Here is a 26,485-nt window from a genome sequence, read left to right as displayed (position 1 = left end):
TCTACACCGGCATGGCGGCGATGGTCTGCGCGACCGCGGCCGTCAGCCGCTTGCCATAGGGCACATGCAGGAACTCGTTGGGGCCGTGCGCATTCGATTGCGGCCCCAACACGCCGCAGACCATGAACTGCGACTTGGGAAAACCTTCCTGGAGAAGATTGATGAGCGGAATGGTGCCTCCCTGCCCGATATGGCCGCAAGGGGCGCCGTAATATGCCTGCGATGCACTATCGAGCGCGCGCGCCAGCCAGGGCGCCGTGGCGGGCGCATTCCAGCCCGTCGCCTGCCCGGGATCCGGGCGGAACAGCACTTTGGCGTTGTAGGGCGCATCGTCTTCCAGCAGCGCCTTGAGTTCCTGGCACGCCTTGACGGCGTCGATGAGCGGCGGCAGCCGCAGCGACAGCTTGAATGCGGTTCTGGGTCGCAGGACATTGCCCGCGCTGCCGAGCGGCGGCAGGCCTTCCGCACCGGTCACCGACAAGGTGGGCCGCCAAGTACGATTGAGCAGCGCCTCGCGCGGCTCGGTGGTCATGGGCAGCACGAACCCGCCGTCCGCCCCGCAGCTCCAGGGAAAGCGCCGCCAGACTTCATCGCCCAGTATGCGCGCCGTGGCCTCGGCCTGTTCGATGCGTTCGGCGGGGATCTCGCAATGGAAACTTTGCGGCAGCAGGCGGCCGGTGGCGCTGTCCTCGAGCCGATCGAGCAAGTGACGCAGAATGCGGAAGCTGGACGGCACGACGCCACTGGCGTCCCCCGAATGCACACCCTCGTCGAGAACCTGCACTTCCAGCGTGCCCGCGACCATGCCGCGCAGAGAACTCGTCATCCATAACTGATCGTAATTGCCGGCACCCGAATCCAGACAGACCACCAATGCGACATTGCCCAGCCGATGGCGCAGGGCGTCGACGTAAGGCAGCAAATCGTAGCTGCCGGACTCCTCGCAGGTTTCGATGAGCCCCACGCAGCGTGGACGCGGCACGCCTTGCCGATCCAGCGCCATGATGGCGGTCAGCGAGGCATAGACGGCATAGCCGTCGTCGGCGCCACCACGGCCGTAAAGGCGGCCATCGTCATACTTGGGCGTCCATGGCCCCAGATCGGAGCGCCAGCCGGAGAATTCGGGCTGCTTGTCCAGATGGCCATACATCAGCACGGTATCGCCATTGTCGCTTCGCGTGGACGGCGCCTCGAAATAGATGACGGGCGTGCGGCCCGGCAGACGGACGATTTCCAGCGTGAGCCCATGCACCTTCTGCGCCTGCACCCATTGCGCGGCATCGCACACGACCCGCTCGATATGGCCGTTCTTGTCCCAGTCGGGGTCGAAGGCCGGGCTCTTGGCGGGGATGGCGATATAGTGGGTAAGCGCGGGGACGATGTCGCTGTCCCATTTTTCATCGACATATTGCTGCAGGACCCGGGGGTCCAGCGCAGGTTGCAAGGATGCGTCGGGGATGGGGGCGTTCATCGCGGCTCCTGTGGAAGGTGGATGGCCCGATTTTACGCCCAAAGACCGGAAATTCGACCGCAAGAAACGAGATGCCGGCCCGAACTGGCACGGCTATCGTAATCCTCATATTATGGACAAAGACTCAGGACACGCCATGGACACCGTAATGTTGCCCCCCGAACTCAAGCCCACCACCCAGGGCGCGCCCTACGCCTCGGAAGCCGCTCGCTGGCAAGCCGTGACGGCGCGCGATCCGAAGGCCGACGGCCACTTCGTGTATGCAGTGAAGACCACCGGGGTATATTGCCACCCCAGCTCGATGGCGCGCCGGCCAAAACGGGAAAACGTCGAGTTCTTCGATACGCCCGAGGCGGCCGAGGCGGCGGGCTACCGGGCCAGCCGCCGCGCCGTGGCGGACCATGGCGCACTTCAGGCCCATCGGGGCGCGCTGCTGCGCGAAATCTGCGCCTTCATCCAACAGGCCGACACGCCGCCCCGGCTGGAGGAACTCGCCGAAAAAGCGGGCTTGAGCCCCTTCCACCTGCACCGCTTGTTCAAAGCCGAAATGGGGCTGACACCCAAGGCATATGCCGACGCGGCCCGCGCCCAGCGTCTGCGACGCGAACTGGGCAGGCACGACGCCGATAGCGTGACCCATACCCTGTACGAAGCGGGCTTCAACTCCAGCAGCCGCTTCTACGAAGCATCCGACGGACTGCTGGGCATGCCGCCCCGCGACTATCGCCAAGGCGGGATCAATGCCCGGATCCGATTCGCGGTGGGGCAATGCTCCCTGGGCGCCATACTGGTCGCGCAAAGCCAGCGCGGCATTTGCGCCATACTGCTGGGCGACGATCCCGACAAGCTGGTCCGCGATCTGCAGGACATGTTTCCGAAGGCGGAGTTCATCGGGGGCGACAGCCGGTTCGAACGCCTGGTCGCCCAGGTGGTGGGCTTTGTCGAAGAGCCCGGATTGGGGCTGGGGCTGCCACTGGATATCCAGGGCACCGCTTTTCAGGAACGTGTGTGGCAGGCGCTGCGCGAAATCCCGCCTGGCAGCACCGCCACTTACAGCGATATCGCGCAGCGCATCGGTTCGCCGCGCGCGGTGCGTGCAGTGGGCAGCGCCTGCGGCGCCAACCGCCTTGCCGTCGCGATTCCCTGCCACCGGGTGCTGCGCCGCGACGGAGACCTGTCCGGATATCGCTGGGGCGTGGAGCGCAAGCGGGAACTGCTGGAACGCGAAGCCGGCCCGGGGACCCTGGGGTCAGACCCCGAATGGGGTCTGACCCCATACAGCCGTTGTTGGGATGGACATGGGGGTCAGACCCCATTCGGGGTCTGACCCCGTAAGGCCGTTATTGAGATCGACAAGGGGTCAGACCCCATTCGGGGTCTGACCCCCCAGGCCGTTATTGCAGTTTGATGTTGCCTTTCTTGACCACATCGCTCCAGCGCGCGATTTCATTCCGGATTTGCTCGCCGAACTCCGACGGCGTGTTGCCTACCGGGAAGGCGCCCGCTTCGGTCAGTTTCGCGGAAGTCTCGGGATCCTTCACCGCTTTCGCAAAGGCTTGCGACAGGGTATCGCGCACCTCGTCGGGCAGGCCGGCCGGTCCGATAAGGCCATACCAGGCCGTTACATCGTAGTCCGTGTGCCCTGCTTCTTTGAATGTAGGCAGCTCGGGCAACTGCTGGTTGCGCTCGGATCCGGTGATGGCCAGGGCGCGCAGCTTGCCGCTTTGGATGTGCGGCAGCGACGAAGGAAAGTTGTCGAATATCACGGGCACGCTGCCGCCCACGGTATCCGTCAGCGCAGGCGCCGATCCGCGATACGGAATACTGATCATGTCGCCGCCTATGCGCTGCAGGAACCAGATCATGCCCAGATCGTTGATGCCGCCCGCCCCGGCGTTGGCGTAGCCGTGCTTGCCCGGATTGGCCTTGATATAGGCGACGAACTCATTGAGATCCTTGGCCGGGAAGCTGGGATGCACGCTCAGGATGTTCGGACTCGCCACCAGATTGGTCAGCGGCGTGAAGTCCTTCACGGCATCGTAGGGAAGGTCCGGATACAGGTTTGGAGCCGTGCCATGCGTGCTGACCGTGGCCAGCCCGACGGTATAGCCGTCCGGCTTGGCACGAGCGACCGCATTGGCGCCGATCGCTCCGGCTGCGCCGGCTCTATTCTCGACCACGACCTGGACACCCAGTATCTGGCTTGCCTTGGTGGCGACCACCCGTCCCACCACATCGGTGGGCCCGCCCGCCGAGAACGGCACAATAAGAGTGATGGGCTTGTCCGGATAGGCCGCTGACACATTCGTGCCGGCGACCAAGCCGGTCATCATCATCGATGCCACAATGAACTTGCGGACTGTAACCATGGTTTTTGTCTCCGTTGAAAAAAATGAGATGAACATTACGTCGCACGCCGCTGTTGATGGCGCTTCAAGACGCGTCCGGGCCGCCGCGAAGGCGGCTCGGGGAAAACACTTGTTCCATTGATGAATACATGCTCGATGCCGACCGACCGAAGCGTGGGATGATCCCAGTCCGCCCGGTCTTCCACGATGTCGGGATCAAAAATCACGACATCCGCAAAGGCGCCGGCCCGCAGCATTCCGCGATCAGCCAAACCAAAGACGGAAGCCGGCAGCGCGGTCATTTTCGATATGGCCTCTTCAAGCGACAACAGCCTGCAGCGGCGCACGTAATTGCCAAGCACTCGCGTGAAACTGCCCCACAGGCGGGGGTGCGGATTGGCGTCGTTCGGCAAGCCGTCCGAGCCCACCATGCAGCATGGATGCGCCAATACCCTTTGCACATCGGCTTCGTCCATGGCGAAATAGATCGCACCGGCCGGCGAGAGCCTTTCCGCCGCCTCCGTTCTCCCGCAGCCCCACTCTGCGGCTATGTCGGCCAGATATCGTCCGCCGCACTCCGGGTGCGGGGTGGACCAGGTGATTTTTATATCGTCGATCAATTCGGCGCGATCGGCGATCAGGATCGTGGAGCTCGCATTGTAGGGATACACGTCCATCGCGACTGCCTGGCCCGATTCACGCGCCCGGTCGATATTGCGCAGCGTTGTTTCACTGCCGCCCCAGTTCCGGGGCGTAAGGCATTTGTGGTGGGAAATGATGGTGGCGCATCCGGATGCCGCCCCCAGTTCCAGCACCTCGTCCACGGCGGCCACGACCTCGTCGCCCTCGTTGCGGATATGGCTGGTGTGCATCGCTCCCCGCCTTGCCGCCACGCTTGCAAGCGCCAGTAGCTCTTCCCGCTCCGCCATACAGCCCGGTTCGTACGCCAGGCCGGTGCTCATGCCGGCTACGCCCGCGTCCAGCGCTTCTTCCAGCAGTTGCCGCATCCGCGCCAGCTCGTCGCTGGTCGGGCGCGCAAGCGGATTCTTCATCGCTGCCAGGCGCAAGTTGGCGTGTCCGATCAGCGACGCGACGTTGATCATGGGGTCCAGGCGTTCGAGTTGCTGGAAGTACGCGTGATAGGAGTCGAACAACTCAGTTTGCCCGAGCAGCGCCAGCGCGGCTGCGGTGTTGCCTGTCAAGGGCCTGGGCGCTGCGCTGACGCCGCAATTGCCCACGATGACCGTGGTGACGCCTTGGCTGGTTTTCCATTCCAGATCCGGGCGCTCGACGAACATCAGGTCATCGTGCCCGTGCGTATCGATGAAGCCGGGGGCGATCACCTTGCCCGCCGCGTCGATCGTTCGCTTGGCGCTCGCGCCCTGTGCCTTCAATTCGCCTATCGCGGCGATGCGATCGCCTACGATACCGACGTCGCCGCGCCGGCGCGCCGTCCCCGTCCCATCGATGATCCAGCCGTTGGCCAGCAAAATATCAAATGTCTGGATCGATTCCAAGTACGTCCTCTTTACCGTTGTCTGCTTCAGGTCTGAAACTCGACCCTCCTGGCTGGTCGCCATTATCGTTGGAGCAATCAATCATGTAAAATCGTTTTAGTCGATGCATCTATCTTGATTTGAAATGAATAGATTGCCCAAGCATGTCACACTCAAGCATTTGCACGCCTTCATTGCCGTTGCGCAAGAGGGCGGATTCACTGCGGCTGGGCACCGGTTGCGTCAAACGCAATCGTCCGTGACGGGGCTCATCCAGCAAATGGAGCAGTCGCTCGGCTGCCTGCTGTTCGAGCGAACGAGCCGCAGCGTGGTGCTGACCCAGGTCGGACAGGAGTTCCTTCCGCGTGCCATTACGGTCTTGAAAGAGTTCGAAGGCGCGGTGGACGACGTCATCCGCTATGGCGCACTGGAACGCGGCCAGGTCACGATCACGGCCGCTCCATCGGCGGTCACCGAAATCCTGGCACCCGTCGTCAACCAGTTCAGCCAGCGGTATCCCGGCATACGCATCAACCTGCATGACAGCAATTCGCGTCTCATCCAGACCAGCGTCAGCACCCGCGTTGCGGATTTCGGATTGACCAGCCGCTGGCTCGAAGATCCGTTGCTGGTATTCCAGCCATGTCTCATCGATCAGTTCGGACTCATCTATCCGTCGACGGAAAAATGGCCCACCAAACAAGACCGGGTTCAATGGCGCCAGCTCATAGGCCGAAAACAGATAGGCTTGGTCGACGAAACAGGCATCCTCAGCATCCTGCGCAGCAGGATAGACCTGCCGCGAGACGTGACCGCGCCTTTCTATGAGGCCTCAAGCACGACGTCGCAGGCGGCGCTGGTGCGCAGCGGCATGGGCGTGGCGGTATTGCCGGCCCTGGCCGCGCACCGGGTGCTGGGCGACGGCTTGTCGTACACGCTACTGGAAGAGCCGACGGTCAGGCGCACGCTGTGCCTGATCACGCATGCACATTACGGGCTGACACCCATGGCGCAGGCCTTGTTCGACATGGTGCTGGAATTCATCCGCAACCTCGATCTTCCCATGGGTTGCGAGCCCGTCTTGGCGGAAGGCCGCTAACGCCCATTGTTCCGTCCGCCTTTCCTGGGCGCGCCGCCCCAGTTCAGCTGCTCCATCCAAGACAAGGCATCGAGATAGGCCAGGAAATGCTGCAGGTACGCCGGCGACTGCTCGCGCATGAGCGACAGCGAGCGGTGCACCAGGTTGCTCGAATTGAGCGGGCCGGCGTTTTCCGGTACCTGCTTCTGCGAATGTCGCAGCAGGCGGGTGGTGCCCGACTTTGCCCAGGCTCGCCGAAAATATTCCATCTCCGGCAGTTCCGGATAGGCATCCCTGGAAACGGTCTGGGCGGCAATATGCGCCAGCAACTCTTCCAACGACCCAGAATGTCGCTTGACCGGGTGGGCCGGATCGGCGCCGGGCGTTTCCGGATGATTCCGGTCACTCATGGCCGGGAGCCTGTATCGTGGCCGATTTCGGAACGGGTGTGATCTCGACCCGGCGGTTCCTGGCCCTTCCCTCTTCGTCCGAGTTCGAGGCAACGGGTCGCTCGGACCCGAACGCGGCGGCAAAGACGGAGGACGACGGTATGCCTTCATCGATCAGCGCACGGGTGATGGTCAGCGCGCGCTGCGCAGACAGCTCCCAGTTGTCCGCAAAGCGTCGATTCCCTTCATGTACCTGCTGGTCGTCGGTAAAGCCGCTTACCATCAGCACAAGATCGTTTGATTGAAGATAGCCGGACAGCGGCTCGACCAAGGATCGAAGGACATCGCGTCCTTCCGCTTGCAGCTCGGCGGAGTTCAAGGCGAAGAGCACGCTGCCGCTGATACCGATGCGTCCGTCGACCAGGGTGACGCGCCCTTCCGCCAGCGGGCGCGCCAGCGCCTGTTCGAGCGTCATCCGGCGTTGCGTTTCTTCCCTGTGCTGCTCGACCTCTTCCTCCAGCCTGACCGACAGTTCCAGTTGAAGGCCTATGACGCCCACCATCACGAGCACGAATGCGCCCAGAAGCACGGACATCAAGTCGCCGAAGACTGCCCAGACGGGCGTCGTCGACTCCAGTTCGGCGTCGATCTCGTCCCTCATGAGGCGCTGGAGGCCGCAGATGCCCGCTGTTCCGCCAAGGACTGCAGTTCTTCAATGATCTGCTTCTGCGACAGGATGCTCAAGTCGACGACCTCGCGGGCCTGTGCCACGTAGTAGGCAAGCTGTTCATCGCTGCGCGCCATGGATTTGTCGAGTGCTGTTTCGATGCCGTTCAGGCGTTCCATCAGTGCGGCATTCGACTCGCTGAACTGCCGCACGGCACCGCCAAATGCTTCGCCCAGCGCCGCGACTTCGCTCCCGGCACCGGTGAGTGCGGTTGCCACGCCGGTCAGCTTGCCTGTTTCCGACTCTATCCGCTGCGTGAAGTTCGCGCTGACGCGCTCCAACACCTCTGCCGAGCGGGAGAGCAGCGTGTCCACCGCATCGCGCTGCCCGGTCGATGCATCGCTCACGGCAGCCAATAGCGTATCGAGCGCGGCCAGCATGCGGTTGCGCTCTTTCAGCATATCGTTGTCGCGCGCCGCGCTTTCCGACAGCATGCGGCGCGCCTCGACGACCACTTCGGTGGCCGCCCTGGGCGCTTCCGAAGCGGTCTGAACCAGTTGTTCGATCTGGGCGATGGTCCGGCCCGCCTGCGCCTGGGCGTCGGCCGAGATGGTGCTTGCGGTCAGCGCCAGACTTTCTCCTATATCGCGCTGCAGCGACGCCGCCCGGGCACTCGTGGCTTCCCACTCTCTGCCCAGCTCGGCCGCCGTATGTTCCAGCGCGCCGGTCCACGCCTTCAGCCGCTGCTCGTCCTGCTCAGCCACCGCCTGCAGCAGATCGCTCCGCGATCGATTCCATGCGTCTTCCTGGCGGGACAGCGCGCCGCTCCAGCTTTCGGACATCGCCGTTGCGGCACCATCCAGCCGGCTCGCGACGCCCTCCAGAAGCGTTGCCGCCCGTTGCTCGAAACCTTGCGCGACGCCGTCGAACGCCAGGCGCAGTTCCGCACTCAAGGATTCGTTCGCCGCCTGCTGCCCGCCGACGGCGCTTTTCCAGGCATCGGCCGCGGCAGCCGTCGTCGCCTCGAAGCTTGTCGACATCCCTTTCAACTGGCGCTCCATGGCTTGCAACACTGTCCCGTGCAGGGCGTCGGCCTCGCGAGCCAGGCCAGCCATCGTGGCCTCGACTGCGGGTTGCACCGCGGCATTGAGCGCCTGCGCGCCTTCGACCATGCTCTCCTTCAAGGAATGCTCCAGGGCCTGTGCGAGCTTCGCGTAGCTGGTTTCCGTTTTCTCATGCAATTGCGCCTGCCCGGCAAGCAAGCGCTCATTCAGGCTTTGCGCATGCCGCTCCATCGCTTCGGCCATGGACTGCATGCGCTCGACGACGGCGGGCAGGAGCTCTGACTGCCGCTGCATCAGCCGGAAGCTTTCTTCGCGTTGGTGCGCAAGCGAATAGCGGCGCAAGGTCGTGCTGATCCGGGAGTCGAGTTCCCGTGCGATCACGGCCAGATCGGCTCGATGAAGCGCTGAAAGCAGGCCCAGCATCGCCGAAGCCGCCACACCGGCGATCGATGTGCCGAATGCGAATCCCAAGCCTTTCACCGGTGCGGCCAGCGACGCGCGGATCGCCTGGAGGTCCGTGGCGCTTTCCAGGGCGAACCCGGTGCCGCGCAAGGTCGCCACCATGCCCAGGAAGGTGCCGAGCATGCCCAATAGAACGAGCAGACCGACGAAATAAGGCGTCAAGGACGGCCCCGGCAAGGCCACGCGCACGCCTTCGATCCGCAGCCGCACCGCATTGCGCAGGCTTGGGTGAAGCCTGGACAGCCAAGCATCCAGATCGGGAGGCGGCTCCGGCAGCTCGGACAAGGCCTGTCGAAGCGTGAGCGCGGCGCGCCGGGAGCGATACAGCTCCCATGCACCGGCCAGATACACGATCGCGACCAGCACCGTCACGCTCAGGGCGAGCAAATGGCTGCCCACATAGCCAGCGCCGATCCAGCCTACCGCCGCAAGCCCGGTCGCGAACACAAGAAAATGTAGAAGTCGATTCATATCGTCCTGATTCAATTAAGGCCTGTCGGCCCGCAGCGCCCCAAGCAGTCCCTCTACGGGTTGTAAACGAAGATCCAGTTCCGCGCTCAATACGCTTTGCATGTCCTTGCAGAACACGCCCAGCCAGTCGCCGGATGCCGGCGACTGTTCCGGGACGCCCTCTTCTTCCGCGCCGGATCCGGCCGGGCGCAGGCGAAGAAAACGCTGCTCGAGCAATCCCGGTATGGCGGACAGCAACTCGTATTCGCGCTCACTCAGCGCCTGCTCCATGACCGCGTCCAGCACCGCCAGGCGCGCCGAGCCGGGCGAACCGGACGCAAGCATTGCCCTCAAGCGCGCCCTCAGGGCGGTGATGGCGCTTTCCATATTTTGCTGCAGCGAACCATAGCGCTGGCGGTAAATCGAATACTCGACGGGCGGCACATGCCTGCCATCCCGCGGGATGGCGGCCTTCGGCCGGGCGCGAGCACGCGCAGGCGCCGGCTCGCCCAGACCTGCTATCGCACGTTCGAGCATCGCTCTGACACGCGCGCAGTCCTGTTCCGCCTCGGCGATGTCCTGGCGGTCGGAGCCCGCCCGCGCGCCCGCCGCCGGGGAGGCGCCCAGCGCCGATGCCAAATCGATCGCATTGGTCCAGCCCAGCCACTGGCTCAGGCGGTCGGGCAGCAATTGCCCTGGCTCTTGGACATTGGCATCAAGAAGCCGGGATAACAAGCGAATGAGCGGCGGCCCGCTGAAGTTCGTGCGCCGGGGCAGTTCTTGCGCCATACCCGCAGATCAAAAACCCATGAGTTTACACTCAATGGGAAGTAAACTACGGCCGCTGCCACTCCTGTCCACTCCACCATGGCGACCATCATCATCAACGAAGCGCTGCGCGCTTTCATCGACCCCTTGACCGAAGACGAATATGCGGCGCTGGAAAGCAGCCTGCTCGCAGAAGGGTGCCGAGATGCACTTGTACTGTGGGAAGATCTGCTGGTGGATGGCCATAACCGATATGCAATCTGCCGCAAACACGGCATTCCCTACAAGACGATCCAGAATACCTCGTTCAGATCCCTGGACGACGTTTATTTATGGATGATCGACAACCACCTGGGCCGGCGCAGCGTATCGGATTTCCAGCGGGGCGTGCTCGCCTTGCGCAAGAAAGAGATTCTTGCCGCCCGCCTGGCCCAGGCGTCGGATAAACCCGGCCTGGCCGGAGCAACGCCCAGCGCGGAAGACGCCGAAGCGCCCGCGCCCAAGCTTGCGCTCACACGGGAGGCGATGGCGCGGGCCGCGCGCCTCAGCGGCACCACCCTGGGCCAGATAGAAAGAATTCAAAAAACGGCGACGCCGAAACTGGTGGAAGCCGTAAGATCGGGCACGGTTTCAATCAGTGCGGCCGCCGAAGTGGCAAGCCTGCCGGAAGAGAAACAGCTGGCCGCGGTCGAGGGCGGGAAAAAAGAGCTGCGCTCGGTCGCGAAACAGCTGCGCGAAGCGCGCGTGCCGCCCAAACCGCCTGCTCCGCCGCTGCCGGATGATCCCACACCGCAAGACATCGAAATCCATCGCCTTCAACTGCAGCTCGCCGAACTCAAGGCCGAACGCGACCAGCTGAAACAGAAAGTGCAGCATCTGACCATCGCCTTGGCCGAAGCGCGAGGCAGGCACTGATTCACTTGCCCCGCAGGCGGTCGATCAAGCGGCGATCACGCTTGGTCGGTCGGCCGTCCGACAGGTCTTGCCCGGGTTCGGGCGCCAGCCGGCGCATTTCTGCCGCCCGTTCCCTTGCCTGAACGCTTTCGGGGGTCTCTTCGTACAGCAGACGCGCCACCGGGGCCGGTCCGCGCACACCGCTCACGCCACAGACGCGCACGTGGATGGGCGGGTCTTCCTTGCGTATGCAGACTATGTCGTTTGCCGACACCTCGCGGGCCGGCTTGGCCATCTGGCCATTGACTTGCACCCTGCCCTTGCCGATTTCCTGCACGGCCAGGCTGCGCGTCTTGTAGAAGCGCGCCGCCCAAAGCCATTTGTCGAGTCGTATCTTGTCCATTGCATACCGCTCCGCGGTCGGGAAAATATAAATGTCCGAGTCCTGCTCCGGCGGCCTTCGGCCGTGTCAGAACGAACGCGCCATGATTTGCGGGACCGATGCGGCCAGCATTGCGATCCCCGATGCCGTCAGCAATCCCAGCACCACTTGCCGAAAAGCGTTCTCGCTGATGCCGATATAGACCCGGGCGCCAAGCAGGCTGGGCACCAGTATGGCTGGAATCATCATGCCGAACACGGGCAGCATGTCGCGCGTCACGATGCCGGTGGCAATGTAGCTTCCCATGGTCACGATCAGCATGGAAAGATTGAAGTTCTGAATCACCGCGCGTTGCGTGTCCTTGCCCAGTCCGCGCAAGGTGCACCACAAGCTCGGTACGATGCCGGTAAAGCCGCCCAGTCCTCCCATGATGCCGCCGGTCACGCCAACTGCGCCGTCCAGCAGCCGGCCGCCCGCCTCGACATGGGGCAAACGCCTGGCCATCAGCATGACGGGACACCACACGACCAGCAAAGCGCCCAGTATGGCTTTGAACCAGACGATATCCAGCTTGGGCAGCAGCGCCACCCCCAGCGGCACGCCAAGCAAGCCACCCAGTACGAAGGGCGCCAATCGTTTCAGGTCGAACCCCCGGCGCACCGTCACGGCCGCAATGACCTGTCCGGTCAAAGCCCCGAACACCGCCAGCGCAGCCGCCAGGCGCGGCTCGAGCACCCACGCCCAGATCGACATGGCCACCAGGCCGAAGCCGAAGCCCGACAAGCCCTGCACGAACGCGGCGGCCACTGCTCCCACGACGGCCACGATATAAATCGACTCCATCTTCCCCCCGCTGGTTCTTTTGGCCAGGCTCCGAAAGGGGGAATTATTCCATAAGGGAGGGCCGAGCGGGACCGAGGGGTCAGACCCCATGCGGGGTCTGACCCCAGTAGCTGAGCGGGACTGGGGGATCAGACCTCGTATGGGGTCTGTCCCCAAAACCACAACGGGGTCGGACCCCGCATGGGGTCCGACCCCTCAAAAACATTGAGACACATCAATTACGCCACGAAAGAAGATCGCTATGCTGGTATCTCATCGAACGCTTTCCAAGGCACGGAAATGGCCAAGAAGTTTCCCCTCAATCCCTCTCACCCGGAACGCATCTGCTGGGGCTGCGACAAATACTGCCCGGTGGACTCCCTCGCCTGTGGCAATGGCTCCGACCGGACCATGCATCCCTCTGAAGTCCTCGGCGATGACTGGTATACCGTCGGCGACTGGGGGCTGGAGCCCGAGCAGGAAACCGTGGCCGGGACGGCTACGGCTTAGGCCGCGCTGCGCGTCCCGCCGGGATGCGCTTGCGCTGTCAGACCCGTGGCGGCGGCACGGCGCCCAACTGCATCATCAAGCCCAATGTATCCATGATGATGCGAGTCTCCTTTATTTTCCCCAAGACGAACCTGTCCACCACCATTCCCCAGACTCTTACCGATCGGCCTGTAGGCGGTATGCCTAGAAACACGCCATGATGCGTGCCGGTCCACTCGAACCGGGACAGGACTTTGTCCACTTCGGAGATCTGTTCGTAGATGGTCCAGTGCATGTCGGGGAACGAGGTCCTGAGGCCGCGCAGCATTTGTTTCAGCCCGCGCAGGCCGTGACCCCGCATCGGCAGGTACGCTTGCTCCTGCTCTATGACGTCGTCCCAGAAGAACTGGGCCACCGCGTCTATTTCGCCCTGATTCAGCACGACCTCCGTAAATCGGCGGACGGCATGACGGTTCGTCGTGTCTTGCATTGCGCTATGCCTCGCTTGTCTGGAACGGAATTGCCCGCTCACCGATACTTTGGCGCAAGGCGCGGCGCTTGTCATCGCGATATTCAGCGGATGAGACCAGCGACATTCGGCGGATTGCGAATTTATCTACAATGCTGCTTTCAGCAATGGATTGCATAAAAGGGACGATATGGAAGCGGAATTCTGGCTGGAACGGTGGCGCGACGGACGCATCGGGTTTCACCAAACGCGGATCACGCCGCTGTTGCAAAAATACTGGCCGTCCCTGGATCTGCCGGCCGGCGCTACGGTGATGGTGCCTCTTTGCGGAAAATCGCTGGACATGCTGTGGCTGGCCGAACAGGGCTTTCGGGTGCTGGGCGTCGAACTGGCGGAACAGGCTGTTCAGCAGTTCTTTGCCGAAAACAATCTGCCGGTCGCCACCCACCGCTCCGACATGGGCGTCCACTATGTTTCTGGCAGTATCGAGATACTTTGCGGCGACATCTTCGATATGGACGCCGCCACGCTTCGCGGATGCGCGGGGGTGTACGATCGAGCCGCCCTGGTCGCGCTGCCGGCCGACATGCGCCCGCGCTATGTCGACCATGTCTATGGACAGCTTGCCGACGGCTACCGCGGGCTGCTGCTCACGCTCGACTATCCGCAAGACGAACTGGACGGCCCCCCCTTCTCGGTCGTCGACGAAGAAGTCCAGCGCCTTTACTCGCCGCACTCCGATGCGATTGTCATCGATCGGCGCGACATTCTCGACAAGGATCCGAAGTTCCAGTCCCAAGGCGTCACTCGCCTGGATACCGTCGTGTATCGGCTGGAGCGCAGGGGTCGGACCCCGCATGGGGCCTGACCCCGTTCCTGACTTCTAGGGGCAAGACCCCTCGCAGGGTCTGACCCCGTCAAGAGCGATCCCGCAGCTCCTTCACTCCCTCGCCCTCGGCGCAGTGGTTGCAGCAAAACATGCGTCCGCTTTTTTCCAGCCCATGTCCGATGATGCGAACGCCGCAATGCTCGCAAAGCGGCGCCAGGGTCTGGATGGCGCATTCAAAGCTGTCGAACGTGTACGTTTGGCCGTCGGAGACGGTCACATCGAAGGACTTGTCGTAATCATTGCCGCACTGGTCGCATTTCGCCATGTCTCTCTCCTGCCGAAAAAACAAGTTGAAGTCCCGGGCAGCAAACGCCGTGCCCCTGGCCATGCGGCCGCGGGCGGAGGCTGCGCCAGGCACGAGTCTTGCAAGGAAAGCGCCGAATCCCGCCTGAACGCCAAGGAGAACGCCATGCCCGACAAAGACCCCAAGACCAAACAGCCGGAAGCTGAGTACGATGGTCCTTCCGGTGCGGATGAGCGCTACAGCCGCAATCAGCAATATGGCCAGGGCGACAATGCCCAGCTGGATCGCAGGAGCGGCGATGAAACGGAAACCGGCCGCCGGATAGAAGATGAGGACAGCATACGCGACAGCATCCGCCAACGGCTCGACCAAAGCGGCTTGGACGTCGCGAACGTCGAAATCAGTGTGGCGGACGACCGCATCACCCTCGATGGCGATACCATGGACGAATCCAATCGTAACGCCATCGAGCAATGCGCCGGAACGCATGCCGGCATACGCCAGGTCCGGAACCTGATACGGATACGCCGCGGCGTGCAGCCGGATCTGGGCGCCAGCGCAGACAGCGATGAAATGAGCAAACGCTGAAGGCCGGAATCGACGGTCCGCGGCAGCAAGCCGTTGCCGCCGTCGAAATCCGTTTGCAAAGGCTCTATCAGGCGCAATTTTGCATGACCGCGCCAGGTTGGCTATATTGCATGCATTGGGAACGGGGAAGTCGCATGGCACGGATTCTGGTCGTCTCTAATCGGGTTGCGCCGTTGGCGGAAGGGCAAGTTGCCACAGGAGGGCTTGCAGTCGGCGTGCTCGACGCGCTGAAGGAAGTCGGCGGCATATGGATGGGCTGGAGCGGCGAAATCGCCCGCGAGTCCGGCACCCCGCGCGCCGAACAAGGCAGTGGCGGACTCTCGTTGATCACTTGGCCGCTGTCCCAGTATGACTACGACACCTTTTACCGGGGCTTCGCCAACAGCGTCCTGTGGCCTGTTTTCCATTTCCGCACCGACTTGCTGCACTATCGGGACGAAGATTACGAAGGCTACAAGCGCGTCAATCGAATTTTTGCCGAGCAACTGCGGCGCGTGGCACAACCCGACGACCTGATCTGGGTTCACGATTATCATTTCCTGCCCCTGGCTCAGTATTGCCGCGAGTTGGGCATGCAGCAGAAATTCGGCCTGTTCCTGCATATCCCGTTTCCTAGCGACCAAGTCTTCCGGACGATTCCCCATCATGCCGATCTGGCGCGTGCCATGGCGGCCTTCGACCTCATAGGCCTGCAAACCAACGACGACCTGCTGGCCATGCGCGATTATTACGAGCGGCACCTGGGGGCCTCCACCAGCCACGACACCGTCGTTCTGAACGGCAAGGCGACGCGCATGGGTGTGTACCCCATTGGAGTCTGCCCCGAAGACATCCAAAGCCTGTCCCGCGAACATCGGAACAGCCGCGAACTGATCAAGCTCAAATCCGGCCTTCAACATCGTCGGCTGATCATCAGCGTAGACCGGCTGGACTACAGCAAAGGCCTGGTCGAGCGTTTCCGCGGATTCGAATGCCTGCTCGACACGCGGCCGAAGTTCAGGGGACATGTGTCCTTCGTACAGATCGCACCGCCATCGCGCGCCGACGTACATGGGTACCGCAACCTGCGCCGGACACTGGAACAAACCGCGGGACGCATCAACGGTCGCTGGACCGAGTTGTCATGGACGCCCATACGCTACATGAACCGCTCGTTCGACCGGCCCACGCTGATGTCCTTCTTTCGCGCGTCCCAGGTGGGCCTGGTGACCTCTTTGCGTGACGGGATGAATCTCGTGGCAAAAGAATATGTCGCGGCCCAGCCCGAAGACGATCCCGGCGTGCTCGTCCTGTCGGAGTTTGCCGGCGCGGCGCACGAACTCGCCGAGGGAGCACTGTTGATCAACCCTTACGACACCGCCGGCATGGCCAGGACGCTGCACACCGCGCTGGATATGGAATCAAGCGAACGCAAGCATCGCCACGAAATCATGATGGACGTCCTGCGCAAGAACAGCCTGGCGGCCTGGCGCGAGCGTTTCATGGACGACCTGAAGGGCGTGTAGGCTTGGGGTCAGACCCCCGTGCGTGGTCTGACCCCCTTGGAGAACTGGGGTCAGACCACGCACGGGGGCGTGTAGGCTTGGGGTCAGACCCCGTACGGGGTCTGATCCCTGAAACGTCCGAGCCATCCCTCCAAGTCACCTTGCTCGTCCAGGCGCAACGCTGCGCAGCTGGGGCCCGGGCCTATCTTGACACTGCTGCCGTTCATTTCATTGGCTTGGCGAAAGGCCGCTTCATCGGTGGTGTCGTCACCGACCATCAAGGGTTTTCGGCCGGCAAACGGGGATTCCTGCATCAGCCGCAGCAAGGCTCTCCCCTTGTCGACGGACGGCAGCTTGGCTTCGATCACCATCTTGCCGGGCAGCAGTTCGAACTGGGGAAAACGTGCAAGCGCCGACGCCATCAGCGCTTGCACGGCACCCTTCGCCTGCGGCGCCAGGCGGTAGTGAACCGCCACGCCGAAGGACTTTCGCTCCAGCAGTACGCCGGGTTGACCATCGAGCCGGCTGGCCAGCCAGGCAGCCAAGTCTCGAACGGCATCGGCGGGGTTCGCGGGCGCTTGGATGCGGCCTTCCGCATTCCGGATGATTGCCCCATGCTCGGCGCCCAGGGGCAGGACCAGCGGCTGCAGCAACTGATCCAGGGTTTCAAGCGGGCGTCCAGAGATGACCGCCAGCGCGCCCCCTGCCGCCCGCTGCAAATGCGTCAGGCTGGCGAGCACGGTATCGGGTACACGGACCTGATCCGGACGTTCGGCCAAAGGGGCCAAGGTGCCGTCCAAGTCGAAGAAGAACGCCCAGGCAGCCGTGTCGGGCAGGAAGTTTCCAATACTTGATGGAACAGTCATATCTTGCGGTACCGGACAGAAAAACAGGCGAACCATTGCTAGGTCCAGCCTGGATGATAACAGCGGCCTCGTAGAAGGTTTTATCGTTGCAAGCAAGAATCATTCTCGTTATATTGAGCGCCGAGCCATTTTTATCCGCTATTTCAGAAAGAAGATCACCGTGCCGCGATTGACGCTGTTCATGAAGCTATTCCTGTTTTGCCTATGCGGCGCACAGATCGCCGCCCAGGCGCAGACCGCCGCGCCCGCGCAGAACTGGGCCGGCCGCCCGATCGGCAAAACCGTCGCGGACATGCCTTCGGATGTGTACCGGTTCGAAAAACACACCATCGACTCGGCGGACGGAGCACGGCATTACCGGATCGAATTATCGATTCCGCGGGCGCCGGCACCAGAGGGCGGCTATTCCGCTCTTTACATGCTGGATGGCAATGCGGCAATGGACACCCTGACAGAGCAGGATCTTGCGTCGATTTCCCACGATAATCCGCCGGTGCTCGTGGCTATCGGCTACGACGTTCCGGTCCGCAACGATGTCGTCTCGCGCGCCTACGACTATACGCCGCCCGTCTATGAAAACGGCAAGCTGCTGATGCAGCCCGTGGTGCGCGGACGCATCGGAGGCGGCGCGGACGTCTTTCTGGAGTTCATCAATAATCAGGTCAAGCCATTGGCGCGTGCGCGCGGAAGCATAGACCCGAAGAAAGAATACCTGTGGGGCCATTCCTATGGCGGCCTCTTTGTCTTGCATACACTGTTTACACAGCCCGATGCGTTCGCACGTTACATCATGGGCGACCCTTCGGTCTGGTGGCATGACGGAGCGGTGATACGCGAATGGCGCGCATTTGAAAAAGGACGCGCCGCGGGCAAGCGGGTCGCCATCCTGATAGGCACCAAGCCCCGCGACCCCGCCAGGCCGGCGCCGGGTCCTTCGACCGATACCCGCGGCGCCATCGAGGAAATCGCCAAAGGCCTGAGGCAAGGCGAAGGCCAAGTCAGCTATGAAACCTTTCCGCAGCATGGGCATGGCGAGATGATCCGCGTCTCGCTGGAGCGCGCCTTGCAGATCGCCATAGAACCCTGAACACGGCTCAAGCCCGGCTTTGGCAAGGAAAGCCTCACGCCAGCGATTGTATGTGCTGTGCCATGCGCTCGCGCATGGCGGCGTCCGGCAAGGCGCCGAATGCGGCCCCCATGTTGTCCACGACGTTCTTTGCCCGGCTGGTGGCCGGCGTCGCGCACGTAACCGAGGGATGGGACACCACGAATTTCAGGAAAAACTGCCCCCAGGAGCGTATGCCCATTTCCGCCGCCCAATCGGGTACCTCGTGCCCTTTCACCAGGCTCCACAGCCTAGTGCGGCCAAACGGCGCATAGGCCAGCACGGCGATGCCGCGATCTGCAGCCAGCGGCAAGACGCGTTCTTCCATGACCCGATTGTCGATCGCGTAATCCACGCCGATGAAGTCCAGAGGCTCGTCGCGCATCACTTGCTCGAGCTGCTCGTACTGACGTGGAAAGGTGGTGGTCACGCCCAGATAGCGTATGCGCTTTTCTTCGCGCAGAGACATCAAAAGCGGCAACTGGGTGGGCAGGTCGCCCAGATTATGAATTTGCATGAGGTCGATGGCCGGCTTTCCGATTGCCTGAAAGGACGCCGCGATCTGGGCCTTGGCTTGCTGGACGTCGGCCTTGCCGCCTCCGAAACCGGCGACGTTGAGCTTGGTGGCCCAGAATATCTTGTCGCGAATACCGAGCTCGTTGACGATTTTTCCGGCCACCGCTTCCGACGCACCATAGCCGGGCGCCGTATCGAATACGGATCCGCCGTGTTCGACGAACGCCTGGAAGACCTGCCTCAGTGCATCGGTGCCTTCGCCGCCCGCGGCGCTGGAAAATGTTGCGGAGCTGCCCAGGCCGACCACAGGAAGGCGCTCGCCGGAAGAAGGAATGGCGCGGGTTATCAGCGCCCCTGGTTTTTCAGCGGCCCATGACAGCGCCGGTGCCAGCATGGCGCCGGCACCCGTGGCGGCGCATAGCCTTAGATAGTCGCGACGGGAAACCATGCGGAAATCCTTGTTCGAATCTGTTCGGGAACGACTGCCCTGCTTGCTTGTACGCCTTCAAAAAAACAACATTTTTTCTCAAAGCTCGCACCATGATCGCATTAAATTCCAAATAAAAATAGGTCTGCCCGATCCAGGCTGGTAACATTCTGAAAACTTCAGCGTCCAATGGATACCCGGGCATGATCAAGAAATATCTTCTGCTGTCTTCTACCGTATTTATTTTTTCAGGCACCGCCCTGGCGCAAGCGGCAGCTCCCAACTACACCTCGATATGGTCATTCGGTGACAGCCTTTCCGACACGAGTCGCACCTACGTTTCAAGCGGAGTAACCATCGTCAAACAGGCACCCAAAGGGCCGCTTTACTACAACGGGCGTTTCTCCAGCGGCCCCGTCTGGGTGGAAAACCTTCACAAGCTGAATTCCACGGCCCTCGGATATAACCAGACCCACAACCTCGCCTACGGCGGCGCAGTGATCGGTGATCTGGTCTCATTAACAATGAGGCCCTTCATCAACAACGTTCAGGAACAGACGGACTTTTTCGGTACCATAATCAACGGCCAGGTGTCGTGTGCCGGTTGGGCGCTCAGCTGCAATGTCAAGCCCTCCGGCATATGGGAAAACATCCGCTACCCTATGGGTTTCGCGGGGCGCATCACCGCCAATGAAACAGGCTCGAAGCCGCTGGTGACGTTCGCCATCGGCGGGAACAACTTCAGGCAGGAGCTGGAAGACAGGTGGTCGTACAGCTTTCCGTTCGGACAGACTCACGTTCCCGGCGACCCCAATACGGCAAAGAGGGACATACTCAACAAAGTCCCCACGGAACTGCGCAAGATCAACAACGCCCTGGCCACGCGCAGCGACATCGCGCGGGATGGCGTGACCTATTACGTGGCCACGGTACCCAATATCGCCCAGACGCCCAAGGTCAACGTGATGGCTCAAAGCCTGCAGGATCAATACGGCAAGGTCATCAAGGAAACCAACCGCGAACTGAAGAAAAGCCTGTTCGAACTTGGCGACGAATTCGCCGCCAAGAATGCAAAGACCCGTCTGGTGGTCGTGGACTTCGATGCACTGCTGGCGGAAGCGATCAAATCGCCGACCGCTTTCGGCTTCACCGAAACCAAGAAAAACTGCGTGGCGGCTGAAACCGGCAAGTATGTCAATGGCTGCTCGGGCTCGAACTCCAACCAGTTCCTGTTCTGGGACGAGTTCCACCCCACAGCCAAGGGCCATGAGATGATCGCCCGCTACGCCCGCAACACCGACCTAGTGGAGTTCGGCTCGAACGTCAATTTCATCGAGCCTTATGTCGCCAACATCGAATGGCGCAACCGCAGCTTCAATGGCAACATCTCGGGCTCCGGCTCGCTTATCAAGCAGGGCGAGGCCAAGCTGACACTGGCCGGCAACAACAGCTACGTCGGCGGCACCCGCATCGACAACGGCACCGTGCAGATCACCTCCAACGCCAACCTGGGTGCGCGTTCGGGCGCGCTCACGCTGCAAGGCGGCGCGCTGCAGGCTTCGCGCAGCATGACCATGGACCGTGACGTAAAGGTCAACGCCTCGCAATCCATCGGCCAAATCGGGGGCTCCACCTTTGGCGGCACCTTCGACGTCGACTCCAATGTGGTCCTCACCCTTGCCGACAACACGCTGTCCGGTACCGGGGACATCCGCAAGATGGGCCAGGGCGAACTGGACATCCGCTCCAAAGACGAAGGTTCGCGCAAGCTCACCCAGGTCGACCTGGGCACGTTGGCCATCAACACCAGCACGCCCTACCAATCCGAAAAAATCGTCGTGGAACAGAACGCCTTCCTGCAAGGCTCGGGCACCATCGTCGGCAAGACCGAAATCAAGGGCCAGGCCCAGCCGGGCAACTCCATCGGCACGCTGAACATCGTGGGCGACCTGGTCATCCACGAGGGGGGCAGCTACGAGTTCGAGGCCGCCACGCACCGCGCCGACTACCTGCACGTCACCGGCAACGTCGTGATGGACGGCGACGTCGTGGTCAGCGTCGAGACCGAGCAAAAAGTCTCCGACCAGCGCTACCCGCTGTTCGGCTATACCGGCACGCTCACCGGCCTGGACTACGAGACGCTTGAAGTCAGCCCTTTCCTCAGGGCCGACCTGGTACAAGGCAGCCAGCAGGTCGACATCGCGTTCTCGCGCGACTTCGCCTGGCCGGCCGAGAACGCCAACCAGAACGCCATGGCCGCCCACCTGAACGCCGCCTTCCGGCAAGAGGACCAAGGCGACCTGAACAAGGTCTTCGACGCCCTGGACGAAGTCGGCACGGCGCCGGCTGCGCGCCGCGCGCTGGAAGTCCTGTCGGGCCAGTCCATCGGCAACGCGCTCACGGCCAGCGCTATCCAGCAGGGGCAGTTCACCCGGGCACTGGAAGACCGGCTTGCCGCCCGGCGCGGCGGGCGCGATGCCTCGCAAGGGGTCGCCACGCCGATTGCGGCCCGTTCGGGCTCCAACGGCCTGGGCGGCGCTGTGCAAAGCGTAGCCTCCACCGTGTCGCACGCCAATGCCGCCGGCGGTTCGGGCACCACCGCTTCTGTGGACGAAGTCTCGGTCTGGGCTCGCGCCATGGGCGGCCCCAGCAAGGTTCGCGGTTCGGGCGCCTTCAGCATGACTAACTTCGGTGTGCTGACCGGCGTGGACAAATCCTTTGGCCAGCACTTGGTCGGCGCCAGCTTCGGCTATGGCAACTTCTCGGTCGACGGCGACCAGGGCGGCGACACCGATGCCGACGTCTACCAGATCTCGCTCTATGGCTCGGCCCGCAAGGACAGGCTCTTCCTGGACGGCACCGTGGCCTATAGCTATGCCGACTACAAGACCAAGCGCGCGCTGGAGTTTGGCGACATGTCGCGCAGTGCGCGCGGCAAGGCCCGGGGCGACAACTTCGGCCTGTCGCTCAAGTCCGGCCTGCACCTGCAGTACTCCGGCGTGACGGTCGAACCGAGCCTGGGCTTCGATTGGTATCACCTGAAGCGCGACGGGTTCACCGAGAGCGGCGCGGAGGCGGCCGGCCTGCATGTCAAGTCCGAGAAGCTGAACCTGGTGATGCCTTCCGTGGGCGTGCGCGTCTCGTCCACGCACGAGTACGGCAGCCGCACGCTCACGCCCGAGCTTTCGGCCCGCTACTACTACAACGCAGGCGACACCACCTCGGATACCCGGGCCGCGCTGATCGGCGCGCCGGCAAGCACGCCCGGCTTTGCCGTGACCTCGACCGGCCTGGGCCGCAACATCGGGGTGGTCTCGGCCGGCCTGTCGGTGCAGAACGACGAGAAGCTGCGCTTTTTTGCACGCTACGAACTGGCCGTGGACAACAACACCACCGCCAACTCGTTCTCGGTCGGACTGCAGTACCGGTGGTAGGCTAAAAGGGGTCGGACCCCGTACGGGGTCCGACCCCTGTTTCTTTAAGCGCTGCGGGGTCAGACCCATTGGGTCTGACCCCTTTTTCTTCCCGGCGTGGGGTCAGACCCGTTCGGGTCTGACCCCTTGGTTTTCGTCCACGCCACAACGAACGCAGCAGCACTGCCACGAACAACGCCGAAATCGTCACCACGATCGTTGGCGCCGGAGCGCTGTCGAGGAAAAAGCTCAGGTATATGCCGGTCAGGCAGGAAACCAGGGAAATCGCCATGGAAACCAGCAGCATGGCGCCAAAGCTGCGCGTGAGCAAAAAAGCGATGGCGCCCGGCGCAATCAGCAGCGCGATGACCAGGATGATGCCTACTGCCTTGAGTGCACCCACGATGGTCAACGAAAGCATGGCCAGCAAACCGTAGTGCAGCAGATTCACTTTCAGTCCGACCGTGCGCGCCTGCACGGGATCGAAGGCATGCAAAAGCAGATCGCGCCACTTGACGGCCACGATGCCGCCAACCAGCAGAGCGATGGCGCCGCTTTCAGCCACGTCCGGCCAGCCCACGCCCAGCATATCGCCGAACAGGATGTGGTCCAGATGCACATCGCTGCGTATGGCCGTATAAAGCACCACGCCCAGGCCGAACATGCCCGAGAACACCACGCCCATCACGGTATCCTGCTTGAGTCGGCTATTGGCCTGGATATAGCCCGTGCCGACTGCGCAGACCATGCCGGCGATGACGGCGCCGAGTCCCAGCGGCACCCCCGCCATATAGGCGAGCACCACGCCGGGCAGCACCGCGTGCGATACCGCATCGCCCATCAATGCCCACCCTTTCAGCACCAGCAGGCACGACAGCAAAGCAGTCGGTATCGCCACGAGCGCCGAAATCAGCAATGCCTGGCGCATGAAATCGAACTGCAGCGGCACAAGCAGAATGTCCGGCACGCTCATGCTTCTCCCCCGGCGGACGCGGCGCGGCGGCGGCTGGCCAGTATGCCGTGCTTGGGTGCAAACACGAAAGCCGCCAGAAAGCACAGTGTCTGCAGCACGACGATGACCCCGCCCGTGGCGCCGTCAAGAAAATAGCTGGCATAGGCGCCGGCGAAACTGCTGGCTGCGCCGATGGCCACGCTGATCGTCAGCAAACGCGGGAAACGATCGGTCAGAAGATAGGCGGTGGCGCCCGGCGTGACCACCATCGCCACCACGAGGAAGGCGCCCACGGTCTGCATGGCCGCCACGGTGCATGCGGACAAGAGCACGAAGAACAGCGCCTTGATGAAAAACGGATTGATGCCGACGGAACGCGCGTGGTTCTCGTCGAAGAAAACCAGCATGAGCGCCTTCCATTTGAAAAGCAGGACAGCCAGCGAGACCCCGCCAATGATCGCCAATTGCAGCGTGTCCTCCGGCGTGATGGCCAGGATGTTGCCCAATATGATGGTCTGTATGTTGACCGATACGGGTGCAAGCGAGGCCATGAACAGGCCGAAGCCGAAGAAGGCCGAAAAGACCAGCCCGATGATGACATCCTCCTTCAAGCGCGTACGCTGGTTCAGAAGCAGCATGGAAGCCGCGGCCAGCATGCCGGACAGGAAGGCGCCGGCAGAAAACGACAGCCCGAGCATGTAGGCGCCGGCCACGCCCGGCACGATGGCATGCGACAAGGCGTCACCGATCAGGGACCAGCCCTTGAGCATCAGATATGCGGAAAGGAACGCGCACACCGCACCTACCAGGGCCGACACCCACATGGCATTGACCATGTAGTCATAGCCGAAGGGTTCGATCAGCAGGGCGATCATGGCTTGCCTTCCGGTTCATCCCCATCGCGCGGGTGTTCGCGCGCGGTTGCCTGGTCTCCGTAGAACACCAGCGGCCGCTCGTCATCGGAGAAAATTCCGACGGTCTGGGCGCGCCGCTCATCCGTTTCGCTGAGTACGAAATGGCGCAGCACGCCGCCGAATGCCGCCTGCAGGTTGGCGCGGGTGAAGACATCGGCGGTGCGCCCATAAGCCAGCACCGTACGATTGAGCAGCACCGCGCGATCGCAGAACTCGGGAACGCTGCCCAGATTGTGAGTGGAAACCAGCATCACCCTGCCCTCGCTTCGCAGCTGGCCCAATAGTTCGATGATGGCGTCTTCCGTCGTCACGTCCACCCCGGTGAACGGTTCATCCAGCAAGATGACCCTCGCATCCTGCGCCAGCGCGCGCGCAAGAAAGACCCGTTTTTGCTGGCCGCCGGAAAGCTCGCCGATCTGGCGCGTGCGCAAGGCCTGCAGGCCGACACGTGCAAGCGCCGTATCGACCGCCTGATGGTCCGCCGCCCTGGGCCGGCGCATCCATCCCATGTGCCCATAGCGGCCCATCATGACTACGTCCTCGACCAGCACCGGAAAATTCCAATCGACGTCTTCGCTTTGGGGCACATACGCGATCAGCTTGCGCCGCAAGGCCTCGCGCGCCGGCAATCCCAGCACGGTGATGCGGCCGCCCGCAAGCCGGAGGAAGCCCATGATGGCCTTGAACAGCGTCGACTTGCCGCTGCCGTTCACGCCGACCAGCGCGGTGATCGAGCCGGCCGGCGTCTCGAAGCTTGCATTGCGCAATGCCTGTTGGCCGTTGCGATAGGTGACGCTGGCGCCGTCCACGCAAAGCCCGGGCGGCTCCGTGGCGGAGGCTTGGTTCACAGAGGTCAAGATTCCAGCCCCTTGGCAATGGTTTCGGTTGTTACCCGCAACAGATCCAGATAAGTGGGAACCGGCCCATCCGGCGGGCTGAGCGAGTCGACATACAGTATCCCACCGTAGCGGGCGCCCGTTTCGCGAGCGACCTGCCGGGCCGGATCCGTCGACACTGTGCTTTCGCTGAATATGGCGGGTATGCGATGGGCGACTACGGCGTCGATCACGCGCCGCACCTGCTGCGGCGTACCTTGTTGATCCGCATTGATCGGCCACAGGTAGAGTTCCTTCAGGCCGAAATCGCGCGCCAAGTAGCTGAAAGCCCCCTCGCTGGACACCAGCCATCGGCGCTCGACCGGGATGGCCTGAAAACGCGCCCGTATCGGATCTATGGCCTCGCGGATGCGCGTCTTGTAGGCCTGGGCATTGGCGCGGTAGATGTCGGCGTGTTCCGGGTCATGCTGAATCAGCGCGTCGCGGATATTGTCGACATAGATCAGAGCATTGTCGGGCGACATCCAGGCATGCGGATTGGGCTTGCCTTGATAAGGTCCCGAATCGATGCCGATGGGGTCGATTCCCCGGGTCACCACTGCCCCGGGCACGCCCTTGAACCGCTGAAAGAAACGTTCGAACCAGCGCTCCAGGTTCAGCCCGTTCCAAAGCACCAGCTGCGCTCCCTGCGTCCGGACCAAGTCTTGCGGAGTAGGCTGATAGTCGTGGATCTCCGCGCCCGGCTTGGTGATCGAGATCACCTCGGCGGCATCGCCCGCCACATGGCGCGCCATATCCGCAATCACCGTGAAAGTGGTGACGACTTTGAATTTCTTGGCCTGGGCAGGCATGCAACCCATCGCCAACAGCGCGGCAAGCGCCCAGCCTACCGCGCGTACAAGTGAAAACGAGGACATCGGCACCCACATTTGATATTAGAAATGGAAATCATTATTATTTACGATAGTGTTTTAAATGACAAATACTGGAACTCGGAAGAAC

General features: G+C 62.5%; 26 protein-coding genes. 9 read left to right on the top strand and 17 right to left on the bottom strand.

Annotated elements, in window-relative coordinates; all coding sequences use genetic code 11:
- Position 1: 1 nt before the first annotated feature.
- The gene (locus ACSBPU_RS10085; RefSeq protein WP_442597773.1) at positions 2–1,471 is read right to left on the bottom strand and encodes a M20 family metallopeptidase; all 1,470 of its coding nucleotides are present in this window, start codon (positions 1,469–1,471) and stop codon (positions 2–4) included.
- Positions 1,472–1,607: 136 nt separating this feature from the next.
- Here ACSBPU_RS10085 and ada point away from each other — a divergent pair, with 136 nt between their 5' ends.
- Entirely contained in the window at positions 1,608–2,798 is a 1,191-nt protein-coding gene (gene ada / locus ACSBPU_RS10080; RefSeq protein ID WP_442597771.1) for a bifunctional DNA-binding transcriptional regulator/O6-methylguanine-DNA methyltransferase Ada, read from the top strand.
- Between the two features lie 67 nt (positions 2,799–2,865).
- On the opposite strand, the gene ACSBPU_RS10075 is transcribed toward ada, so the two are convergent.
- Positions 2,866–3,840, bottom strand: coding sequence for a tripartite tricarboxylate transporter substrate binding protein BugE (locus tag ACSBPU_RS10075; RefSeq protein ID WP_442597769.1), 975 nt, complete (start codon positions 3,838–3,840; stop codon positions 2,866–2,868).
- A 35-nt stretch (positions 3,841–3,875) separates the two neighbouring features.
- Positions 3,876–5,336, bottom strand: coding sequence for an N-acyl-D-amino-acid deacylase family protein (locus ACSBPU_RS10070; RefSeq protein ID WP_442597767.1), 1,461 nt, complete (start codon positions 5,334–5,336; stop codon positions 3,876–3,878).
- Between the two features lie 124 nt (positions 5,337–5,460).
- Here ACSBPU_RS10070 and ACSBPU_RS10065 point away from each other — a divergent pair, with 124 nt between their 5' ends.
- Positions 5,461–6,414 carry a LysR family transcriptional regulator gene (locus ACSBPU_RS10065; protein ID WP_442597765.1) on the top strand — a complete coding sequence of 318 codons (954 nt, stop codon included), beginning with the start codon at positions 5,461–5,463 and terminating at the stop codon, positions 6,412–6,414.
- Here the strand turns inward: ACSBPU_RS10065 and ACSBPU_RS10060 are convergent.
- The 4 genes from ACSBPU_RS10060 to ACSBPU_RS10045 are packed head-to-tail and all read right to left on the bottom strand — an operon-like array spanning position 6,411 to position 10,214.
- Positions 6,411–6,803 (bottom strand): DUF2894 domain-containing protein, encoded by a 393-nt coding sequence (locus ACSBPU_RS10060; protein WP_442597763.1) that lies wholly within the window; start codon positions 6,801–6,803, stop codon positions 6,411–6,413. The two genes, ACSBPU_RS10065 and ACSBPU_RS10060, sit on opposite strands and share 4 nt — an antisense overlap.
- The gene (locus tag ACSBPU_RS10055) at positions 6,796–7,443 is read right to left on the bottom strand and encodes an OmpA family protein (protein WP_442597761.1); all 648 of its coding nucleotides are present in this window, start codon (positions 7,441–7,443) and stop codon (positions 6,796–6,798) included. Before ACSBPU_RS10055 ends, ACSBPU_RS10060 begins: the two co-directional genes overlap by 8 nt.
- Positions 7,440–9,446 (bottom strand): DUF802 domain-containing protein, encoded by a 2,007-nt coding sequence (locus ACSBPU_RS10050; protein ID WP_442597759.1) that lies wholly within the window; start codon positions 9,444–9,446, stop codon positions 7,440–7,442. The genes ACSBPU_RS10055 and ACSBPU_RS10050 overlap by 4 nt, the downstream gene beginning before the upstream one ends.
- Positions 9,447–9,461: 15 nt before the next feature.
- Entirely contained in the window at positions 9,462–10,214 is a 753-nt protein-coding gene (locus ACSBPU_RS10045; protein ID WP_442597757.1) for a DUF3348 domain-containing protein, read from the bottom strand.
- Positions 10,215–10,292: 78 nt separating this feature from the next.
- Between ACSBPU_RS10045 and ACSBPU_RS10040 the strand changes: the two genes are divergently transcribed.
- Complete coding sequence (locus ACSBPU_RS10040) at positions 10,293–11,108, top strand: hypothetical protein (RefSeq protein ID WP_442597755.1); 816 nt, start codon at positions 10,293–10,295, stop codon at positions 11,106–11,108.
- Between the two features lies 1 nt (position 11,109).
- Here the strand turns inward: ACSBPU_RS10040 and ACSBPU_RS10035 are convergent, their stop codons facing one another.
- Positions 11,110–11,490: an RNA-binding S4 domain-containing protein gene (locus ACSBPU_RS10035; RefSeq protein ID WP_442597753.1), complete on the bottom strand. Its 381-nt coding sequence runs from the start codon at positions 11,488–11,490 to the stop codon at positions 11,110–11,112.
- Positions 11,491–11,556: 66 nt separating this feature from the next.
- Positions 11,557–12,312, bottom strand: a complete 756-nt coding sequence (locus tag ACSBPU_RS10030) for a sulfite exporter TauE/SafE family protein (RefSeq protein ID WP_442597751.1) — start codon at positions 12,310–12,312, stop codon at positions 11,557–11,559.
- Between the two features lie 279 nt (positions 12,313–12,591).
- Here ACSBPU_RS10030 and ACSBPU_RS10025 point away from each other — a divergent pair, with 279 nt between their 5' ends.
- Positions 12,592–12,801, top strand: coding sequence for a DUF3079 domain-containing protein (locus ACSBPU_RS10025; protein ID WP_442598299.1), 210 nt, complete (start codon positions 12,592–12,594; stop codon positions 12,799–12,801).
- A gap of 37 nt (positions 12,802–12,838) precedes the next feature.
- Here the strand turns inward: ACSBPU_RS10025 and ACSBPU_RS10020 are convergent, their stop codons facing one another.
- Positions 12,839–13,270, bottom strand: a complete 432-nt coding sequence (locus tag ACSBPU_RS10020; RefSeq protein ID WP_442597749.1) for an ester cyclase — start codon at positions 13,268–13,270, stop codon at positions 12,839–12,841.
- Positions 13,271–13,439: 169 nt separating this feature from the next.
- Here ACSBPU_RS10020 and ACSBPU_RS10015 point away from each other — a divergent pair, with 169 nt between their 5' ends.
- Positions 13,440–14,117, top strand: coding sequence for a thiopurine S-methyltransferase (locus tag ACSBPU_RS10015; RefSeq protein ID WP_442597747.1), 678 nt, complete (start codon positions 13,440–13,442; stop codon positions 14,115–14,117).
- 49 nt (positions 14,118–14,166) lie between these two features.
- Here ACSBPU_RS10015 and ACSBPU_RS10010 read toward each other — a convergent pair whose 3' ends face one another.
- Positions 14,167–14,403, bottom strand: coding sequence for a hypothetical protein (locus tag ACSBPU_RS10010; RefSeq protein WP_180069740.1), 237 nt, complete (start codon positions 14,401–14,403; stop codon positions 14,167–14,169).
- 144 nt (positions 14,404–14,547) lie between these two features.
- Here ACSBPU_RS10010 and ACSBPU_RS10005 point away from each other — a divergent pair, with 144 nt between their 5' ends.
- Both ACSBPU_RS10005 and ACSBPU_RS10000 read left to right on the top strand, forming a co-directional pair.
- Positions 14,548–14,970: a BON domain-containing protein gene (locus tag ACSBPU_RS10005; RefSeq protein WP_442597744.1), complete on the top strand. Its 423-nt coding sequence runs from the start codon at positions 14,548–14,550 to the stop codon at positions 14,968–14,970.
- A gap of 134 nt (positions 14,971–15,104) precedes the next feature.
- Positions 15,105–16,475, top strand: coding sequence for an alpha,alpha-trehalose-phosphate synthase (UDP-forming) (locus tag ACSBPU_RS10000; RefSeq protein ID WP_442597742.1), 1,371 nt, complete (start codon positions 15,105–15,107; stop codon positions 16,473–16,475).
- Positions 16,476–16,558: 83 nt separating this feature from the next.
- Here the strand turns inward: ACSBPU_RS10000 and otsB are convergent, their stop codons facing one another.
- Positions 16,559–17,320, bottom strand: coding sequence for a trehalose-phosphatase (otsB, locus tag ACSBPU_RS09995; protein ID WP_442597740.1), 762 nt, complete (start codon positions 17,318–17,320; stop codon positions 16,559–16,561).
- Between the two features lie 160 nt (positions 17,321–17,480).
- On the opposite strand from otsB, the gene ACSBPU_RS09990 reads away from it, so the two are divergent.
- On the top strand, positions 17,481–18,407 hold the full coding sequence (locus ACSBPU_RS09990) for an alpha/beta hydrolase (RefSeq protein WP_442597738.1): 927 nt from the start codon (positions 17,481–17,483) through the stop codon (positions 18,405–18,407).
- 34 nt (positions 18,408–18,441) lie between these two features.
- On the opposite strand, the gene ACSBPU_RS09985 is transcribed toward ACSBPU_RS09990, so the two are convergent.
- Positions 18,442–19,389: an aldo/keto reductase gene (locus tag ACSBPU_RS09985; RefSeq protein WP_442597736.1), complete on the bottom strand. Its 948-nt coding sequence runs from the start codon at positions 19,387–19,389 to the stop codon at positions 18,442–18,444.
- 182 nt (positions 19,390–19,571) lie between these two features.
- Between ACSBPU_RS09985 and ACSBPU_RS09980 the strand changes: the two genes are divergently transcribed.
- Positions 19,572–22,802, top strand: coding sequence for an autotransporter domain-containing protein (locus ACSBPU_RS09980; RefSeq protein ID WP_442597734.1), 3,231 nt, complete (start codon positions 19,572–19,574; stop codon positions 22,800–22,802).
- A 1-nt stretch (position 22,803) separates the two neighbouring features.
- On the opposite strand, the gene ACSBPU_RS09975 is transcribed toward ACSBPU_RS09980, so the two are convergent.
- The 4 genes from ACSBPU_RS09975 to ACSBPU_RS09960 are packed head-to-tail and all read right to left on the bottom strand — an operon-like array spanning position 22,804 to position 26,400.
- Entirely contained in the window at positions 22,804–23,754 is a 951-nt protein-coding gene (locus ACSBPU_RS09975) for a metal ABC transporter permease (RefSeq protein WP_442597732.1), read from the bottom strand.
- Positions 23,751–24,608, bottom strand: coding sequence for a metal ABC transporter permease (locus tag ACSBPU_RS09970; protein ID WP_442597730.1), 858 nt, complete (start codon positions 24,606–24,608; stop codon positions 23,751–23,753). The genes ACSBPU_RS09975 and ACSBPU_RS09970 overlap by 4 nt, the downstream gene beginning before the upstream one ends.
- On the bottom strand, positions 24,605–25,495 hold the full coding sequence (locus ACSBPU_RS09965) for a manganese/iron ABC transporter ATP-binding protein (protein ID WP_442597728.1): 891 nt from the start codon (positions 25,493–25,495) through the stop codon (positions 24,605–24,607). The genes ACSBPU_RS09970 and ACSBPU_RS09965 overlap by 4 nt, the downstream gene beginning before the upstream one ends.
- 5 nt (positions 25,496–25,500) lie before the next feature.
- Positions 25,501–26,400: a metal ABC transporter substrate-binding protein gene (locus ACSBPU_RS09960; protein WP_442597726.1), complete on the bottom strand. Its 900-nt coding sequence runs from the start codon at positions 26,398–26,400 to the stop codon at positions 25,501–25,503.
- Positions 26,401–26,485: the final 85 nt, after the last annotated feature.

This window comes from Parapusillimonas sp. JC17, from assembly GCF_052180245.1.
Classification (GTDB): Bacteria; Pseudomonadota; Gammaproteobacteria; order Burkholderiales; family Burkholderiaceae_B; genus Parapusillimonas.
Note: the sequence above shows the minus strand (reverse complement) of the source record. Positions and strands in the feature narration are given on the sequence as shown.